Consider the following 17358-nt stretch of genomic DNA (forward strand, 5'->3'; position numbering starts at 1 on the left):
TTATACGCACCTTTTTATAATGTAATTGCGGCAATAAAACCAAATATAAGTAACGGTATATTGTAATGTAGAAAAGTGGGTACACATGTATCCCATATATGATGGTGCTGACCATCAGCATTTAAACCGGATGTTGGTCCAAGGGTACTATCCGATGCTGGAGATCCTGCGTCACCTAGCGCTCCGGCTGTACCGATAATAGCAATTGTGGCCATTGGACTAAATCCAAGCTGAATGCAAAGAGGTACAAAAATGGTTGTTAAGATAGGGATGGTTGAAAAGGATGAACCAATTCCCATCGTAACGAGAAGTCCAATAACGAGCATAAGAAATGCAGCGAGTGGTTTATTATTTCCGATTATATGTGCACTCGTTTGCACCAGAGATTCAACATGTCCTGTTTTTCGAAGAACAGCGCCGAATCCAGCGGCAGCAATCATAACAAAGCCAATAAAGGACATCATACGCATTCCGCTTGTTAATATCGCATCTGCTTCTTTAAGTGGTAGACTGCCGCTAACCGATAAGACGATAATACCTGCTAAAGCACCAAAAATCATTGATTCTGTTGTTAATTGAACAGTTAATGTAGCAATGATAGATAATAACCCGAAAGTAATGCTACGTTTTGTATAGGGAACGATTTCATTTTCGGTAGTATGAATTTGTTCTGTTTCATACGTACGAGGTTTTCGGTACGTAATGAATACCGCTACACATAATCCAATAATCATACCAATTGCTGGAATAGTCATTGCTTTTGGAATAAGTGTGACATCAAATGTAAGGCCGCTTTGCGCAGCGTTGGTTTGTAATACGTCATGATAAATTTTTCCGAATCCTGCAGGGATCCACATATAAGGAGTAATCAATCCAAATGTAATAATACATGTGACAAGTCTGCGATCCACTTTCAGCTCATTTAATACTTTTAAAAGTGCTGGAATTAAGATGGGGATGAAAGCAATGTGAACAGGAATCACATTTTGTGAGAAACAAGCCATCGTTAAAATAATGAATAAAATAAGTATTTTAGAATAAACTTGTTTTTTCGTGTCTTGTTCATTGCCAATCCATTTTAATGCAGTTTGAATCATAGCATCTGGAAGTCCTGTTTTGGAAAGGGAAATAGCGAAACCACCAAGCATTGCATAACTTAAAGCGATTGGAGCACTGTTTCCAAGACCAGTTGTAAAAGTGTTAATCGTTTCTGAAATACCGAGTCCGCCGATAATTCCGCCTGTTAAAGCTCCAACAATGATGGCGACAATGACCTGGACACGTAACAAACTAAGCAATAGCATAATTGCTACTGCGACGAGTACAGCGTTCATAATAAATGTAATCTCCCTAAATTTTTATTCTGTTAAGACAAGTAAATATGAAACATTTTGCGATGTTTATACATACTTGCGACATATTATTATAAAATGTTTTCTATGAAATGTAAAAGAGCCTTTTGTTACTAATGCTGAAAAGCTAGCTCTTGTTTAATTGATTGCAAAGAATTAGCGAATAATTCTGGTTCTTCTAAATCAGGAGAATGTGCTGAATTTGGGAACCAAATCATCTTTTTTATAGGCGCTTCAATAAGATCGCAATATTCCTGAACGAGTGCATAAGGAGTTTGATAATCATAGCGACCAGAACAAAAATAAACTGGAATAGATAAACTTGAGATAGAAGAAAAGAAATCGATTGTCAGCATTTCTTCCCATAAAATTCCAGATTTTAAATTTCCTACGAGAAACTTGAACCAATCTAATAGCGTATACTCAGGAGAAAAGAACCCTTTTCGTATGAAAGAAAAGGAAGATCCGTTTTGGATTGCGCCTCCAAATGTGCCAAGCCACTTTCTTTGAATAATGAGACGTCTCGTATCTAAAAATGGTGGTTTGCCTAATTTTAAAAGGGAAGCTAATGCTTTTTTATGATCATGTTTTTTTGCAGAATGAATTAAATGTTGATATAGCAATTCTTCATTTTGTTTCATATGTACAATTTGCCCAATACCGATGTAAGCCTCGATATACTTTGGATATTGATGTGCTATGTTAAGCCCAATAATACTTCCCCAAGAATGACCAGCGAGAAATAGTTTTTGTTTGTTGAACCTTTTAAGTACATATTGAATCACTTCTTTTGCATCGGAAACGAATTGTTCAATTGTGAAATTTGCTCCGAAATCTTTCATTGAAAAGGATTTACCAGCCCCGCGCTGATCCCAATTAATAACAATAAATTGCTTCTCTAATTCTTTTTGAAAATGGCGAATAAATCCGATTTGTGCCATCCCAGGTCCGCCGTGACAGCATAATAAAATAGGTTGCTCTACGTTTTGTCCACGCATAAGGAGAGTTTGTTTTCGATTATTTATCATAACGCTTTCTATCGTAGCGATACTATTAGGAATGAGTTGTTTGTTTTCGTTATAGAACTGAGGGGTGTAGCTACGAAAAAGCATATTGAAAACCTCCTTTTGTGAAATCGTATGAATCGCACAGGCTATTCATTTTGCATATACTGTTAGAAAATCATTGTAACATACCATACTAGTGTCATTTCAACACGGGAGGAGGGAAATTGTGACGATTGGAGAAATTATAGATGGTTTAAACAGACGTGAATCCATCGCTATTATAGCAAAACGTCTTGAAATAAGCCCGTATACATTATCGAAGAAATTAAGATTGATTGGATACGAATATGATGGAGAGCAGAAGAAACGTATTTTTGTAGGAGATGGAGAAGAACCACGTCACTTACAACTCCAAGAAGCGACCGCCCTTCAATATGAGAAAACAGATTATCAATTATTAATTTACGAGCAATTACAAAGCATTTATGAGTTACTAAGAAAAAGAGGCGAAGTAATTGCACCAATTATGAGTAAGAGTACAGAGAAAAAGAGACGAACCTTTTCTATTAATACAGAAATATTAGCAAGATTGGACCTTATATCAGAATCGAAAGGAATTCAAAAGTCTAAACTTGTAGAAGAGGCGTTGCAACAATTTTTACAGCAATATGAAGTTGACAAAACATCACATTTTGATAACTAAAGAAAAGGATACTATGTTCATTGGAAGAACGAGTATCCTTTTTATGATGTATATTACGTATAAAATAGAGGATCAGTACAAATCCTTTATGGCGTGAAAAATAAAATTTATTATTAGAGAAACACTTAATTTACTTTTTGAATTCTTCCATCAATAACTGGCTGAATTGGTTCTTTTAATTGTTTTACGTAATCGACTAACGCTTCAAAGTCGTTTGGACCAGTTTCTGCATTTTTACCATTTTTAAATGATACGAATCCGTCACCGCCAGAAGCTAAGAAGGCATTTGCAACTACGCTATACGTTTTAGATGGAGATAATTCTTCTCCGTTTGTTAAACGTATATTTGTAACTTTTTCACCGTTTGTTTTATTTGCATCCCACGTATATTGAATACCTGAAATTTGAAGCATTCTTGTTGTTCCTTTTTGCCATTGCTGATTTAAAATATCGCGAATGTCTTGACCTGTTAAATCTACTTTAATCAATTGATTTCCAAAAGGTTGAATGCCGTATAACTCACCCCACGTAATATCACCAGCATCTAAGTCATTACGAATGCCACCAGGATTCATGAGGGCGATTTGAGTTTGCATCGTTTGACGCTGAGCATCGGCAACTAAATTTCCAAGAGTGGACTCACCAGCATCATTTTGTTTACGGTCGATAGGTGCTGTAGATTTTCCGACCACTTCATTTACAAGTGGTGCGATTTTTTCTTTATATTGATCTAGTTTTTTCTTTACTTGTTTATCAGGTTCTACACCTTCATGATACGTTGTAACAACTGCAGCTTTTTTCTTTACAATATCCTTTGTTTTACGATCAATTGTTACATCCACGTCTGAGAAAGCCGTTCCGTATGAATTTGCTTGGACAATTAGTTTATTATTTACTGTACCATTTACATACGTATGACTATGTCCACCGAAAATAACATCAACTTCTGGGTCTGTTTCATTTGCAATTCGAGTAAGATCGCCATTTGTTACCCCAGACTCATCGGTTGTTCCACCGACATGAGCAAGAACGACGATCGATTTAACGCCGAGGCGTTTTAATTGTTGTGTTGATTTATTAATTGCTTCTACTTCATCAGTAATTTGTACATTTTTAAGCATCGTAGGCATAACAACATTTGGTGTATCAGTTGTAACAACACCAATGAATCCAACAGGAACACCATCTACCATTTTTACAGTAAATGGTGGTAAAAATAAGCGGCCAGTTGATTTGTTATAGAAGTTAGCAGCTACATAGGGGAAGTTAGCCCCTTTGAAATTCCCTGTTTTTTCATGATATCCACCGTAAATGAGGCGTTTCATTTCATCAATGCCTTCATCAAATTCATGGTTTCCGATTGTACCAACATCAAATTTTAAATCATTTAAAAATTCAATCGTCGGTTCATCTTGTAATAATGCTGAAACTGGTGGACTAGCTCCGACGATATCACCAGCATGTACAAGAAGTGTATTAGGGTTTTGTTTTTTATGTTCTTTTAAATAAGTAGCTAAGTAATCAGCGCCACCAGCTTCTTTATTATTGATTTTTTTAACAGTATCTAGTTGTCCATGGAGATCATTAATACCAAGCATTTGTACGTCTATGTAGCGGTTTTGTTCAGCTGGATTCTGAGATGGGGGAGCGGCAAATACGCTTGAAAAAGTAATGGTGCTTAAAACAGCAACGGCAGGAATAATTTTTTTCCACATAATATAATTCTCCTTTTTTTATAATCTGACATCATACGACATAATTTTAATAGATTCATAGGATTATAGCTACATAAAAATTTAGTCTTTTCGAAAAATTAACATATTTACAAAAAGTGAATAATAGAGTAAAGACCCTTTTTTATTGTCGATTTCATTGTGTATCTACTATAATGGAGAAAAAAGTAAAAGGTGAGTAGCATGAAGAAAAAGAAACAAAGACAAATGCAAAGACAATCACAAGTGAATCAACCAAAGAAAGAAACACTTACATTAGGCGATCAATTAAATGATTCACTCATGCAACAATTAAAGAGTAAGAAGAAAGAGTTGCAAGTGAGGGAAGAGGAAAAAGAGGCAGCTGAACTGGAAAGAAAGCGCCAAGAACAAAAAGAACGTGAAAAGAATAAATCATTTGAAGAACTGCTAAGTGAAAGTAACCTTACTTGGAAAGACTTTAAATAATAAAAAAATGATCAGTGAAATACCACTGGTCATTTTTTGACGAGCTTGTAAGAAAAGGGGAGTTAGAATGAGAAAAATTGTCGTTGTTCCACATGAAAACCATTGGAGTGAAAAATTTCAAGTGGAGGCTAAAAGATTAAAATCAGCGATGCCAGAAACGGTAAAAATTCATCATATTGGAAGTACGTCAGTTCCCGGACTGGCAGCTAAACCTATTATTGATATGATCATGGAAGTAGAAAATATCGAAAGAGTAGATGGGTGGAATGAACGATTTATAGAGCTTGGTTACATCGTAAAAGGGGAAAATGGTATTTCAAGACGCCGATATTTTATTCATGGAACTGAAGAAAAACGCTCGTATCATTTACACGTGTTTGAAAAAGGAAATCCAGAGATAGTAAGGCATTTAGCATTTCGTGATTATATGATGGCTCATTGTGAAGAAGCAGAGGCATATGCAACCTTAAAGAAAGAATTAGCCGAAAAGTATACATATGATGGCGCGTTATATACGGAAGGAAAAAATGAGTTTGTGCGCAATGTGGATGAAAAAGCGAAAGAATGGAGAAAAAATAACGTGAATGAATGAGTTCACGCTATTTTTTAGCTATATAAAAGTGTTATGTAAACTGTACGTATGTTTTGACTTTTGGGATGAATCTTGTTGAAATAAAATTGTGGCTTATAAAAAATGTAACAATGAAAGGGAGACGACTGTGCATATTCCAACAACTACACTTCATAATGGCGTGAAAATGCCGATGATTGGTCTAGGCGTATATAAAGCGAAAGAAGGAGACGAAGTAAAGCAAGCAGTAAAAACAGCGTTAGAAGTTGGATACCGTTCGATTGATACAGCAACTGTATATGAAAATGAAAGCGGTGTCGGAGAGGCGATACGTGAATCAGGAATTCCAAGAGAAGATATATTTATTACAACAAAAGTATGGAACGACGATCAAGGATATGAGGAGACACTCGAGGCGTTTGAAAAGAGTTTGAAAAAATTACAAATGGACTATGTAGATTTATATTTAATACATTGGCCGGTAAGAGGGAAGTATGTTGATACGTACCGAGCTTTAGAGAAATTGTATGAAGAAGGTAAAGTGCGTGCGATTGGTGTTTCTAATTTTCATAAACATCATTTAGAACTATTATTACCAAATTGCAAAGTGAAGCCGATGGTAAACCAAGTGGAACTTCATCCGATGTTGACGCAATTTGAGTTGCGTAATTTCTGTCAAGGTGAGCAGATTCAAATGGAAGCATGGAGTCCATTAATGAGAGGCGGAGAAGTATTTCAGCACCCGATTATTCAGGCTATTGCTACTAAATATGAAAAAACACCTGCGCAAGTTATATTAAGGTGGGATATTCAAAGCGGGATTGTGACGATTCCTAAATCTGTTACACCATCTCGAATTAAAGAAAACTTTACTATTTTTGATTTTGCACTAAATGAAGAAGAGATACGTCAAATTAACACGTTGAATCGTGATTTACATGTAGGAACGAATCCTGATAAATATGATACGTTATAAAAAAGACTGTCTCCTAATACTGGAGGCAGTCTTCTGTTTTATCGGTAATTCGATATTTTTAACGATGCAAAGCATATGTTTCATATTTAACAATCTTTTGAAGTTGTATATATTCTTCTTTTGTTAAAGGTAACTGTTGGCTAGCTCGTATATTTTCCTGTAATTGTTGAAGAGAGCTTGCACCAGGTATAACAGCTGCAACAGTCTTATTATGTAAGCAATATTGAATAGCTGTTCCTGTTAAAGAGCGTTCTCCAATCATTTCTTTTACACTTGCTAGAGTTGCATGTAATTCATCGTAAGAATAAGAGAGATAATCCTTTTCCTTTACTCTTTCTATCTTTCTTGCATTATTGTTAGTTAAAATTCCTTTTGCAAGTGGCCCGCGGGCAATGACGCTAATTTGGTGTTCATTTAGAAGGGGGAACCATTCTTCTGGACGACGATTTAAAAGGTTATATTCCATTAGTACACTAACGATGTTTGAGCGTTTTGCATATTCACGAACGACATTTGGGCGTATAGAAGAAATACCGTAATGGCGAATAATACCTTCCTTTTTCAATTCTTCAAAAGCTTCAATTGTTTCATCTATTGGATCTTCAATTGTTCCGCCATGAAGTTGGTAAAGGTCAATATAATCAGTTTGAAGTCTACGTAAACTTTCCTTTACTTCAGTCTTTATGTAAGCTTTAGAAGGATCCCAAGACCAGCCATTTTTTTCTTCTGTCCAACGATTTCCAACCTTCGTTGTAAGTACAATTTGGTCTCTTCTTCCCTTCAAGGCTTTTCCAACAAATTCTTCATTTAATCCGTAATCATATAAATCTGCTGTATCAAAAAAATTAATTCCTAAATCGATAGCTTCATCGATAATATGCATAGCTTCTGTTTCAGATGTACCGAGAGACATACAGCCAAGGCCCATTTCTGTAACAAACAAATCTGAGTTTCCTAATTGACGTTTTTTCATAGGTCAACCTCCTTACCTTTATTGTACGAGAGGGAAAAGAGGTTGACAAACGTTTACTTTCCGCTTCGCATTAACTGCCCGTAAAAGCATGATTAATGTTTCACTTTATTTGCTGTAATCCACTCTTGTACAGTTGTATACTCTTTGCTATATTGCTTTAGCTTATGGCGAATTTGCCATGCTTTTCCGACTAAAGTGACGCGATTTGGTAAAATATAAACTTTCATTTCTATCACGCTCCTTTCAATGTGGTAAAATGTATGAGGAAAGAATAGGAAATAGAACAGGGAGATGAAGTAGTATGAGTAATCTTGCAGAGAGAACAGTAAAAACTGAGCCAATTTTTGATGGTAGAGTTATAAAAGTTCGTGTTGATGATGTAGTATTACCAAATGGAGCAATGAGTAAACGTGAAATTGTAAATCACCCTGGTGCAGTTGCTATTATTGCTATTACTGATGAGGGGAAAATTGTGCTTGTTGAGCAGTATCGTAAAGCACTTGAAAAGGCGATTATAGAAATTCCGGCTGGCAAGTTAGAACCTGGTGAAAAACCTGAGGTAACAGCAGTTCGTGAATTAGAAGAGGAAACAGGATATGTTTGTGAAAATATGGAGCTCATTACTTCTTTCTATACATCTCCAGGATTCGCAGATGAAATTTTATATGTATATAAAGCGACAGGTTTGACAAGAAAAGAAAATAAAGCTGAGTTAGATGAAGATGAGTTTGTGGAATTAATGGAAGTATCGTTAGAAGAAGCGATTACTCTTATGAAAGATCTTCGTATTCATGATGCGAAGACGATGTTTGCAGTACAATATTTACAACTACAAAAATAAACACTCGCCAAAGGCGAGTGTTTTTTAATTGATTTTTGCATATACACGTGCATCACGTAAGCTACCATCTGGTGCTAGGAAATCATTTTCCATTGTCCCTTCTAGAATGAATTCTAGACGTTCTGCTAAGCTACATGCATTTATATTTGTTGCATCAGTACGAATTTCAATTCTTCTAGCGCCTAGTTTATCAAAGGCGAACTGAATTGCACCTTTAACAGCTTCGGTCATATAGCCTTGTTTTGTATAGGCACTATGTAGCCAGAAGTGAAGTGAAAACTTTGGAATATCCCAGTTTTCAGGCTTTAGTGTAATTGCTCCGATGAATGTACCAGATACTTTATCGTATAAGTGAAAATCAAGTGTTTCACGAAGTAAAAACTGTCCGTGAGCTTCGCGAACAATTTCTTCAGCACTCTCTTCTGTTTCAGCGTTAATTGGTATCCACGGTACTAAGTCTTCTAGAGAAGCTTGGATTGCTTCATATACTTCTGCACCATCACCTGGAAATGGTTTACGAACTTGCAAGCGTTCAGTTTGAAATAATGTTGGAAAATCTAATAATAATGGTTTCAAGAGAAATCCCTCCTATTCTCTACTTTTTAGTTTAGCAAAGTAGAGCGGAATTTCAATGTTAATTCGTCATACTTTTTTCTTTCTTTCATACATTTTTAATAAGAGTGTGAACGGAGGGAAGAAAAATGTGGCGAAAAAATTGGCAAGACCGTGTAATGTCTCACATACAGGAAAACTCTTCATTATATATATTTAACGCTGTTTTATTATTGATGGGAGTAATATTCGGAGCCATTCTCGTGAATAGTTTACAAATCAATCAAAAACAAGATTTATCATTTTATTTACAACGTTTTTTTGGACAAGTCTCTAAAGGAGAATTTGCCATTGCGGGCGAAATGTTTCGAGAAAGTTACTTTTCGCAATTAAAATACATCGGATTTATTTGGATTTTAGGAATTTCAATTATTGGATTACCACTTATTTTTATTTTATTATTTGTAAAAGGAGTTGTCGTTGGATTTACAGTTGGTTTTTTAGTAAGTCAGCATGGATGGAATGGACTATTATTAGCATTTGTATCTGTTTTGCCACAAAATTTAATTATCATTCCAGTCTTTCTCGTTATGACAACCATTGCTGCAAGTTTTTCTTTACGGATGATTAGGCATCAATTTATTAGAAAAATAACCGAGCCACTATTACCATTATTAATCCGTTATACATGCTTCTTTCTCGTAATTGGAGTGGTGTTAGCACTTGCTTCTAGTGTGGAGGCTTACGCATCACCAGTTTTAATGAAAGAAGTCGTTGAGGCTATTAATAAAAAATAAATACTTTTTGAGAATAATTATCAATTTGTTTTTATTGTTTTTTCTTTTGACAGAAGCCCTTCTTCTGATATAATGGTGTAAGAGTGGCGAGGAGGGAGTAGTACCGAATGGAAGAAAGAATTGAACGAATTAAGAAGCAATTACATGCAGCGAGCTACAAATTAACACCGCAACGTGAAGCAACAGTTCGTGTGCTGCTAGAAAATGAAGAAGATCATTTAAGCGCAGAAGATGTTTACCTCCTTGTAAAAGAAAAGTCGCCAGAGATCGGATTAGCAACCGTCTATCGAACTTTAGAACTATTATCTGAGTTAAAAGTTGTCGATAAGATTAACTTCGGAGACGGTGTTTCACGCTATGACTTACGCCAAGAAGGTGCGCAGCGTTTCCACCATCATTTGATTTGTACACAATGTGGTGCTGTACAAGAAATACAAGAAGATTTACTTGGTGAAGTGGAAAGGAAAGTAGAACGAGACTGGAGCTTTAAGGTGAAAGATCATCGTTTAACATTCCATGGGATTTGTAAAAACTGTCAAGAAAATGAAACGGATGAAAAATAACCTTTTCCTATTTATCTAGGAAGAGGTTTTTTATTTGAATAAGGTATAAATTGGTGAAAGCTTGGCATATGTTGTAATAACTTATATTTTGGAGGAATTTACAATGCGCCGAGCTTTAAAATTAACTTTTGATGGAATAAAAGTATTTTTATTATTTACAAGTTGTACGATTTTGTTTTATTTCGCTATACTATGGATAAATGAAGAATATGAAAGCTATCATCGTTATGAAAAACCTAAAGAAGAGACTGTAGAAAAAGTATCAGGGAATGAAGAACCGGCAAAGGATGCTTTCGTAAATAGAATGATGTTTTTCTATGAAAATGGGGAGTAGTGTAGAGTGGAAGATCAATTAAAAGATTTTATTCATTATATGGTTGTCGAAAAAGGATTAGCAAAGAATACAGTAGTATCTTATGAACGGGATTTAAAAAGCTACGTAAAGTATTTGCAAAATGTGGAACAGACGAAAACTTTTCATGAAGTCACCCGTTTACACATTGTTAACTTTTTGCAGTATTTAAAAGAAAACGGAAAATCTTCGAAAACATTGGCGCGTCATATCGCATCAATTCGTTCGTTCCACCAATTTTTACTTCGTGAACGAGCAGTAGAACACGACCCATCCGTACATATTGAAACGCCACAAGGGGAACGGAAATTACCAAAAGTATTATCAGTTGATGAAGTAGAGGCGTTACTTCAAACACCAAAAATGACAAGTGCTTTTGGGATTCGTGATAAGGCGATGCTAGAGTTACTGTATGCGACAGGACTTCGTGTTTCAGAATTGATTGCACTCAATTTAGAAGATGTACATTTAACGATGGGATTTGTTCGTTGCATAGGGAAAGGGAATAAAGAAAGAATTATTCCACTAGGAAGTTTAGCAACGGAAGCGATTCAAAAGTATATTGAAAAAGGAAGAAGAGAATTAATGGGGAAAAAAGTAGTAGATGCACTCTTTTTAAACCATCATGGTAATCGATTATCAAGACAAGGATTTTGGAAAATATTAAAACGATTAGCGAAAGAAGCAAATATTGAAAAAGAGCTTACACCTCATACGTTGCGTCACTCGTTTGCTACGCACTTATTAGAAAATGGAGCAGATTTACGTGCTGTACAAGAAATGCTTGGACATGCAGATATTTCAACGACGCAAATCTATACGCACGTTTCAAAAACTAGATTAAAAGATGTATATAAACAGTTTCATCCGAGAGCATAGTTACTATGCTCTTTTTTTCATAGATTAAGAGGGGAAGAGTGTTTCACAGAAACTTCACAAACATTTCGTATATTGTTTTCAGCAGAAGACTGGAATATTACAATGTATTTCCTCTATACTAAATAGAGTATAAAGGAGGAAATGATGATGAAAAAACTGATTATAACTTTATTTATCGCGATGCTAGCGTTGGCTGGCTGTAATACAAACAAAGAAGAACCGAAAAAAGAACAGAAACTTGAAGCTATAAAAGTAGCAGTCCAAACAAATCCGAAAGAAATTAAACCAGGTGAAAAAACAGAAGTACAAGCACTTGTTACACAAGGAAAAGAAAGAGTAACGGATGCTGATGACGTAAAGTTTGAAATTTGGAAAGATGGCGACGAGAAACACGAGATGTTAGATGGTAAGCATAAAGGAAAAGGTGTTTATGCAGTCGAGAAAACATTTGAAACTGATGGAGTATATCATATTATTCCTCATACAAATGCACGTGAAATGCACGTTATGCCAGAAGTGAAAGTTGCTGTAGGAAATGCGAAAGTAGAAGATGCGAAAAAAGAAAATAGTGATCACAGTGCAGGACATGGAGATCATAAAAGTGACACAATGATCCATCTTATGGCTGGAGACATAAAGGCAAATGCTGAATCTACAATGAAAGTTCATTTAAAGCAAAAAGAAGAAGCATTAACTGGTGCTGAAGTACAACTAGAGATTTGGAAAGATGGTGTTGAAAAACACGAATTTATTCCAGCGAAAGAAGGGAATAAAGGAGAGTATGAAACGAAACATACTTTCAAAGAGAACGGTGCTTACAAAGTGAAAGTACATGTAAGAAAAGGCGAATTGCATGAACATGAAGAAGAAACAATAGAAGTAAAATAAAAAGTAGCTCTTTAGAGCTACTTTTTATTTTTAATATGAAGAAATAAATCATAAAAAAATTAGCACTTCGTTGCAGAATGGATTACAATAGAAGTGTGAAGAAAATGAGAAATTCTACGAAAATGTATTAAAAAGAAAGCGTAAACATGTTATGATATCAGTATCAGATGTCTGACATCTGACTTAGAAAAAACTAGAAATGTTTTTGAATCGTTTCAAGTAAACGAAATAGGTTAGAAAATGATTTAAAGAAGTACTGTTTGACAATGAGAATTCTTTTGGATAACAGTTTCACTTTATAGCGTTTTGAACATACTACAAGAAGTAGAACTGAACTTATAGGAGGTCGCAGTTATGAATAAATATAAACGTATATTCCTAGTCGTAATGGACTCTGTGGGAATCGGTGAAGCACCAGATGCTGAGCAATTTGGTGATTTAGGATCTGACACAATTGGTCACATTGCTGAACATATGAATGGGTTACAAATGCCTAACATGGTGAAATTAGGTCTTGGTAACATTCGAGAAATGAAAGGTATCTCTAAAGTAGAGAAACCACTTGGATATTACACAAAAATGCAAGAGAAATCTACTGGTAAAGATACAATGACAGGTCACTGGGAAATCATGGGCCTTTACATTGATACACCATTCCAAGTGTTCCCAGAAGGATTCCCGAAAGAATTACTTGATGAATTAGAAGAAAAAACAGGCCGTAAAATTATCGGTAATAAGCCAGCTTCTGGAACTGAGATTCTTGATGAACTTGGTCAAGAGCAAATGGAAACAGGCTCTTTAATCGTTTATACTTCTGCTGATAGCGTATTGCAAATTGCAGCACACGAAGAAGTAGTGCCACTTGATGAATTATATAAAATTTGTAAAATTGCACGTGAATTAACATTAGATGAGAAATACATGGTAGGTCGTGTTATTGCTCGTCCATTCGTTGGTGAACCTGGAAACTTTACACGTACACCAAACCGTCATGACTATGCATTAAAACCATTCGGTCGTACAGTAATGAATGAATTAAAAGATAGTGACTACGATGTAATTGCTATCGGTAAAATCTCTGATATTTATGATGGCGAAGGGGTAACTGAATCACTTCGTACGAAGTCTAACATGGATGGAATGGATAAGCTTGTAGATACATTAAATATGGACTTTACAGGTCTTAGCTTCTTAAACTTAGTTGACTTTGATGCATTATTCGGCCACCGCCGTGATCCACAAGGATACGGAGAAGCTCTGCAAGAATATGATGCACGTCTTCCAGAAGTATTCGCAAAACTAAAAGAAGATGATCTATTATTAATTACAGCAGACCACGGTAATGATCCAATTCACCCTGGTACTGACCATACACGTGAATATGTACCATTATTAGCATATAGCCCAAGCATGAAAGAAGGCGGACAAGAGTTACCACTTCGTCAAACATTTGCTGATATTGGTGCAACAGTAGCAGAAAACTTCGGTGTGAAAATGCCAGAATACGGAACAAGCTTCTTAAACGAGCTAAAGAAATAGGGGGATAAACAAATGAATCGTGAACTTATTACAAAATCAGCTTCATACTTAAAAGAGAAATTTCAAGAGACACCACAAGTAGGACTAATCCTTGGATCAGGACTAGGTGTATTAGCAGACGAAATTGAGAACGCAGTAACAGTACCTTACAGTGAAATCCCTGAATTCCCAGTATCAACTGTAGAAGGCCATGCAGGTCAACTAGTATTTGGTACACTTCAAGGTGTAACAGTAGTAGCAATGCAAGGACGTTTCCACTTCTATGAAGGATACGACATGCAAAAAGTAACATTCCCAGTTCGTGTTATGAAAGAACTAGGTGTAGAAACAGTAGTTGTAACAAACGCAGCTGGTGGTGTAAATACATCATTTGAGCCAGGCGATCTTATGTTAATTTCAGACCACATTAACTTCATGGGTACGAATCCATTAATCGGACCGAATGATTCTGAAATGGGCGTACGTTTCCCTGATATGTCTACATCATATACAGTAGAACTTCGCGAAATGGCGAAACAAGTTGCAGCAGACTTAAATATTAAAGTACAAGAAGGTGTATACGTAGGAATGACAGGTCCTGTATATGAAACACCTGCTGAAATTCGTATGCTTCGTACACTTGGCGGAGATGCAGTTGGTATGTCAACAGTACCTGAAGTAATTGTAGCGCGTCATGCTGGTATGAAAGTATTAGGTATTTCTTGTATTTCAAATATGGCAGCTGGTATTTTAGATCAGCCACTTCACCACGATGAAGTAATTGAAACGACAGAACGTGTTAAAGCTAACTTCTTAGCATTAGTAAAAGCAATCGTAAAACAAATGAAGGGGTGACTTCACAATGAGAATGGTGGACCTAATTGCAAAAAAACGTGACGGACATGCATTAACGACAGAAGAAATTAACTTTATTGTTGAAGGATATACAAATGGTGATATTCCTGATTATCAAGTAAGTTCACTTGCAATGGCAATTTTCTTCCAAGATATGAACGATCAAGAGCGTGCTGATTTAACGATGGCAATGGTAAATAGCGGTGATACAATCGACTTATCAGCTATTGAAGGTGTAAAAGTAGATAAGCATTCGACAGGTGGTGTTGGTGATACAACGACACTTGTATTAGGTCCATTAGTAGCTGCTTTAGGTGTACCAGTAGCGAAAATGTCTGGACGCGGTTTAGGACATACTGGTGGTACAATTGATAAATTAGAAGCAGTTCCAGGATTCCATGTGGAAATTGAAAACGATGAATTCATGCGTCTTGTAAATGAAAACAAAATCGCTGTTATCGGCCAAAGTGGTAACTTAACACCTGCTGATAAAAAGTTATATGCACTTCGTGATGTAACAGCAACAGTAAACTCAATTCCGCTTATTGCAAGTTCGATTATGAGTAAAAAAATTGCTGCTGGTGCAGATGCAATTGTTCTTGATGTAAAAACTGGAGCAGGTGCATTTATGAAAACGGATGAAGATGCAAAACGTTTAGCAGAAGCAATGGTACGCATCGGTAATAACGTTGGTCGTAATACGATGGCAGTTATTTCTGATATGAGTCAACCACTCGGTGAAGCTATCGGTAACGCATTAGAAGTACAAGAAGCAATTGATACATTACAAGGTAAAGGGCCGAAAGATTTAGAAGAGCTATGTTTAACACTTGGAAGTCAAATGGTGTACCTTGCTGGACAAGCTTCATCTTTAGAAGATGCACGTGAAAAGCTAATTGAAGTAATGAACAACGGAAAAGCGCTAGAATCATTTAAAACGTTCTTATCAGCGCAAGGCGGCGACGCATCTGTTGTTGATGACCCTTCTAAATTGCCACAAGCACAATTTAAAATTGAAGTGGAAGCGAAAGAAGACGGATATGTATCAGAAATCGTTGCAGACGAAATCGGAACAGCAGCAATGCTTTTAGGAGCAGGACGTGCAACGAAAGAGTCTGAAATTGATTTAGCAGTTGGTCTAATGCTGCGCAAAAAAGTAGGCGATAGCGTGAAGCAAGGTGAATCCCTTGTTACAATTTACGCAAACCGCGAAAATGTTGAAGATGTAAAAGCGAAAATTTATGAGAACATGAAGATCTCTAAAGAACACGTAGATGCACCAACTTTAGTACACGGTATCGTAACGAAGTAATAAAAAAAAGCTGAGGAGATTTCTCCTTGGCTTTTTTTACTATTTTTTGTTTATAATAATAATGGGTGAAATTATGATTAGAATTTGTGCAGTAACAAAAACAGATGAAGTATTATATGATGTTTCTCTAGAAGAAACAAAGAAAGACCATATTGTATGGTATTGGCTAGATTTATATAAGCCAACGAAAGAAGAGTATACATATATTTTGCAAGACCATTTTAAGTTCCATCCCCTTGCAATTGAAGACTGTCTAGAATATGTACAGAGGCCAAAAGTTGATTTTTATGATGGATATAACTTTTTAGTTCTTCACGCGTTTGGAGAAGATGGGCTAGAACCACATGAAATTGATTTGTTTGTTAGTGATCGCTATATTGTTTCTTTCCATTTTTCTCATAATAATGCAATTGAAAGAGTATGGAAAACACTTGGTGAGAAGAGGCGGATTAAGAAAGGGCCTTTACATGTAGCACATACGATCACTGATCAAATTGTAGATGATTATTTCGCACCTGTATATTACATTGAAGACCATTTAAATGCGATTGATGATAATTTAACAGGTGAGACAGCAGGAGCCGTGCTAGAAGAAGTATTTGATATTAGGGCAGATTTATCTAAGTTAAGACGTACAATTATTCCAATGCGTGATTTATTGTATCGTATTTTGAATTCCACTCGTTTTTACGGTATAAGTGATCATGAGATTTATTTTAAAGATATACATGATCATTTACTTAAACTTACGGAAATGATTGAGGCAAGTCGAGAGTTAACGGCGGATATTCGGGATAGTTATTTTTCATTAAACTCACATCATATGAATAACATTATGAAAACATTAACTGTATTCTCGACTATTTTCATGCCATTAACATTTATTGCGGGAGTATATGGAATGAACTTTACGCATATGCCAGAGCTTGGTGGACAATATAGTTATTTTATTTGTCTTCTTCTAATGGCATTAATTGGCGGCGGAATGATGGCCTGGTTTTATAAAAAAGGATGGTTTAAGTAAAAAACACCGAGGATT

Annotated in this window: 20 protein-coding genes; 14 read left to right on the top strand and 6 right to left on the bottom strand. The window is 35.8% G+C overall.

Annotated features, from left to right (window positions below):
• Positions 1-14 precede the first annotated feature (14 nt).
• Both OXT04_RS15745 and OXT04_RS15750 read right to left on the bottom strand, forming a co-directional pair.
• Complete coding sequence (locus OXT04_RS15745; RefSeq protein WP_000994810.1) at positions 15-1334, bottom strand: Na+/H+ antiporter family protein; 1320 nt, start codon at positions 1332-1334, stop codon at positions 15-17.
• 131 nt (positions 1335-1465) lie between these two features.
• Positions 1466-2464 carry an alpha/beta fold hydrolase gene (locus tag OXT04_RS15750; RefSeq protein ID WP_000898974.1) on the bottom strand — a complete coding sequence of 333 codons (999 nt, stop codon included), beginning with the start codon at positions 2462-2464 and terminating at the stop codon, positions 1466-1468.
• Positions 2465-2585: 121 nt separating this feature from the next.
• Here OXT04_RS15750 and OXT04_RS15755 point away from each other — a divergent pair, with 121 nt between their 5' ends.
• The gene (locus OXT04_RS15755; protein WP_000151933.1) at positions 2586-3062 is read left to right on the top strand and encodes a ribbon-helix-helix domain-containing protein; all 477 of its coding nucleotides are present in this window, start codon (positions 2586-2588) and stop codon (positions 3060-3062) included.
• Between the two features lie 125 nt (positions 3063-3187).
• Here OXT04_RS15755 and OXT04_RS15760 read toward each other — a convergent pair whose 3' ends face one another.
• Entirely contained in the window at positions 3188-4777 is a 1590-nt protein-coding gene (locus tag OXT04_RS15760; RefSeq protein WP_267415786.1) for a bifunctional metallophosphatase/5'-nucleotidase, read from the bottom strand.
• 201 nt (positions 4778-4978) lie between these two features.
• Between OXT04_RS15760 and OXT04_RS15765 the strand changes: the two genes are divergently transcribed.
• The 3 genes from OXT04_RS15765 to OXT04_RS15775 all read left to right on the top strand — a co-directional run bounded on the left by OXT04_RS15765 (position 4979) and on the right by OXT04_RS15775 (position 6789).
• Positions 4979-5242 carry a YqkE family protein gene (locus OXT04_RS15765; RefSeq protein ID WP_000727561.1) on the top strand — a complete coding sequence of 88 codons (264 nt, stop codon included), beginning with the start codon at positions 4979-4981 and terminating at the stop codon, positions 5240-5242.
• Positions 5243-5309: 67 nt separating this feature from the next.
• Complete coding sequence (locus OXT04_RS15770; RefSeq protein ID WP_097822477.1) at positions 5310-5834, top strand: GrpB family protein; 525 nt, start codon at positions 5310-5312, stop codon at positions 5832-5834.
• A 127-nt stretch (positions 5835-5961) separates the two neighbouring features.
• Complete coding sequence (locus OXT04_RS15775) at positions 5962-6789, top strand: aldo/keto reductase (protein ID WP_000547989.1); 828 nt, start codon at positions 5962-5964, stop codon at positions 6787-6789.
• Between the two features lie 58 nt (positions 6790-6847).
• Here OXT04_RS15775 and OXT04_RS15780 read toward each other — a convergent pair whose 3' ends face one another.
• Entirely contained in the window at positions 6848-7762 is a 915-nt protein-coding gene (locus OXT04_RS15780; RefSeq protein WP_267415795.1) for an aldo/keto reductase, read from the bottom strand.
• A gap of 92 nt (positions 7763-7854) precedes the next feature.
• Positions 7855-7989, bottom strand: coding sequence for a Z-ring formation inhibitor MciZ (mciZ, locus tag OXT04_RS15785; RefSeq protein WP_000870302.1), 135 nt, complete (start codon positions 7987-7989; stop codon positions 7855-7857).
• A 74-nt stretch (positions 7990-8063) separates the two neighbouring features.
• Here mciZ and OXT04_RS15790 point away from each other — a divergent pair, with 74 nt between their 5' ends.
• Positions 8064-8603 (top strand): NUDIX hydrolase, encoded by a 540-nt coding sequence (locus OXT04_RS15790; RefSeq protein WP_000067042.1) that lies wholly within the window; start codon positions 8064-8066, stop codon positions 8601-8603.
• Positions 8604-8627: 24 nt separating this feature from the next.
• Here OXT04_RS15790 and OXT04_RS15795 read toward each other — a convergent pair whose 3' ends face one another.
• Positions 8628-9179, bottom strand: coding sequence for a GNAT family N-acetyltransferase (locus tag OXT04_RS15795; protein WP_000803479.1), 552 nt, complete (start codon positions 9177-9179; stop codon positions 8628-8630).
• 155 nt (positions 9180-9334) lie between these two features.
• On the opposite strand from OXT04_RS15795, the gene spoIIM reads away from it, so the two are divergent.
• From spoIIM to corA, 9 genes are all read left to right on the top strand, one after another.
• The gene (gene spoIIM, locus OXT04_RS15800; protein ID WP_013142149.1) at positions 9335-9952 is read left to right on the top strand and encodes a stage II sporulation protein M; all 618 of its coding nucleotides are present in this window, start codon (positions 9335-9337) and stop codon (positions 9950-9952) included.
• 107 nt (positions 9953-10059) lie between these two features.
• On the top strand, positions 10060-10515 hold the full coding sequence (fur, locus tag OXT04_RS15805; RefSeq protein WP_000392657.1) for a ferric iron uptake transcriptional regulator: 456 nt from the start codon (positions 10060-10062) through the stop codon (positions 10513-10515).
• A gap of 103 nt (positions 10516-10618) precedes the next feature.
• Positions 10619-10849, top strand: a complete 231-nt coding sequence (locus tag OXT04_RS15810; protein ID WP_001250432.1) for a YqzK family protein — start codon at positions 10619-10621, stop codon at positions 10847-10849.
• 6 nt (positions 10850-10855) lie between these two features.
• Positions 10856-11746, top strand: a complete 891-nt coding sequence (xerD, locus tag OXT04_RS15815; RefSeq protein WP_000390088.1) for a site-specific tyrosine recombinase XerD — start codon at positions 10856-10858, stop codon at positions 11744-11746.
• A 144-nt stretch (positions 11747-11890) separates the two neighbouring features.
• The gene (locus OXT04_RS15820) at positions 11891-12634 is read left to right on the top strand and encodes a FixH family protein (RefSeq protein WP_142317853.1); all 744 of its coding nucleotides are present in this window, start codon (positions 11891-11893) and stop codon (positions 12632-12634) included.
• A 354-nt stretch (positions 12635-12988) separates the two neighbouring features.
• Positions 12989-14173 (top strand): phosphopentomutase, encoded by a 1185-nt coding sequence (deoB, locus tag OXT04_RS15825; protein ID WP_001046079.1) that lies wholly within the window; start codon positions 12989-12991, stop codon positions 14171-14173.
• Positions 14174-14185: 12 nt separating this feature from the next.
• Positions 14186-15007 carry a purine-nucleoside phosphorylase gene (locus tag OXT04_RS15830; protein WP_001078446.1) on the top strand — a complete coding sequence of 274 codons (822 nt, stop codon included), beginning with the start codon at positions 14186-14188 and terminating at the stop codon, positions 15005-15007.
• A 7-nt stretch (positions 15008-15014) separates the two neighbouring features.
• Positions 15015-16319 carry a pyrimidine-nucleoside phosphorylase gene (locus OXT04_RS15835; protein ID WP_001243080.1) on the top strand — a complete coding sequence of 435 codons (1305 nt, stop codon included), beginning with the start codon at positions 15015-15017 and terminating at the stop codon, positions 16317-16319.
• 61 nt (positions 16320-16380) lie between these two features.
• Positions 16381-17343 carry a magnesium/cobalt transporter CorA gene (gene corA, locus OXT04_RS15840; RefSeq protein WP_002026281.1) on the top strand — a complete coding sequence of 321 codons (963 nt, stop codon included), beginning with the start codon at positions 16381-16383 and terminating at the stop codon, positions 17341-17343.
• Positions 17344-17358 lie beyond the last annotated feature (15 nt).

Origin of the sequence: Bacillus sp. GC_Bacil_1 (assembly GCF_026540675.1) — a bacterium.
In the GTDB taxonomy this organism is placed as follows: domain Bacteria; phylum Bacillota; class Bacilli; order Bacillales; family Bacillaceae_G; genus Bacillus_A; species Bacillus_A cereus.

What these genes read in the sequence shown, in the direction of transcription:
- OXT04_RS15745 (WP_000994810.1), bottom strand. Translation starts at nt 1,334, where the DNA reads ATGAACGCTGTACTCGTCGCAGTAGCAATTATGCTATTGCTTAGTTTG.
- OXT04_RS15750 (WP_000898974.1), bottom strand. Translation starts at nt 2,464, where the DNA reads ATGCTTTTTCGTAGCTACACCCCTCAGTTCTATAACGAAAACAAACAA.
- OXT04_RS15760 (WP_267415786.1), bottom strand. Translation starts at nt 4,777, where the DNA reads ATGTGGAAAAAAATTATTCCTGCCGTTGCTGTTTTAAGCACCATTACT.
- OXT04_RS15765 (WP_000727561.1), top strand. Translation starts at nt 4,979, where the DNA reads ATGAAGAAAAAGAAACAAAGACAAATGCAAAGACAATCACAAGTGAAT.
- OXT04_RS15770 (WP_097822477.1), top strand. Translation starts at nt 5,310, where the DNA reads ATGAGAAAAATTGTCGTTGTTCCACATGAAAACCATTGGAGTGAAAAA.
- OXT04_RS15780 (WP_267415795.1), bottom strand. Translation starts at nt 7,762, where the DNA reads ATGAAAAAACGTCAATTAGGAAACTCAGATTTGTTTGTTACAGAAATG.
- mciZ (WP_000870302.1), bottom strand. Translation starts at nt 7,989, where the DNA reads ATGAAAGTTTATATTTTACCAAATCGCGTCACTTTAGTCGGAAAAGCA.
- OXT04_RS15790 (WP_000067042.1), top strand. Translation starts at nt 8,064, where the DNA reads ATGAGTAATCTTGCAGAGAGAACAGTAAAAACTGAGCCAATTTTTGAT.
- spoIIM (WP_013142149.1), top strand. Translation starts at nt 9,335, where the DNA reads ATGTCTCACATACAGGAAAACTCTTCATTATATATATTTAACGCTGTT.
- fur (WP_000392657.1), top strand. Translation starts at nt 10,060, where the DNA reads ATGGAAGAAAGAATTGAACGAATTAAGAAGCAATTACATGCAGCGAGC.
- OXT04_RS15810 (WP_001250432.1), top strand. Translation starts at nt 10,619, where the DNA reads ATGCGCCGAGCTTTAAAATTAACTTTTGATGGAATAAAAGTATTTTTA.
- OXT04_RS15820 (WP_142317853.1), top strand. Translation starts at nt 11,891, where the DNA reads ATGATGAAAAAACTGATTATAACTTTATTTATCGCGATGCTAGCGTTG.
- deoB (WP_001046079.1), top strand. Translation starts at nt 12,989, where the DNA reads ATGAATAAATATAAACGTATATTCCTAGTCGTAATGGACTCTGTGGGA.
- OXT04_RS15830 (WP_001078446.1), top strand. Translation starts at nt 14,186, where the DNA reads ATGAATCGTGAACTTATTACAAAATCAGCTTCATACTTAAAAGAGAAA.
- OXT04_RS15835 (WP_001243080.1), top strand. Translation starts at nt 15,015, where the DNA reads ATGAGAATGGTGGACCTAATTGCAAAAAAACGTGACGGACATGCATTA.
- corA (WP_002026281.1), top strand. Translation starts at nt 16,381, where the DNA reads ATGGGTGAAATTATGATTAGAATTTGTGCAGTAACAAAAACAGATGAA.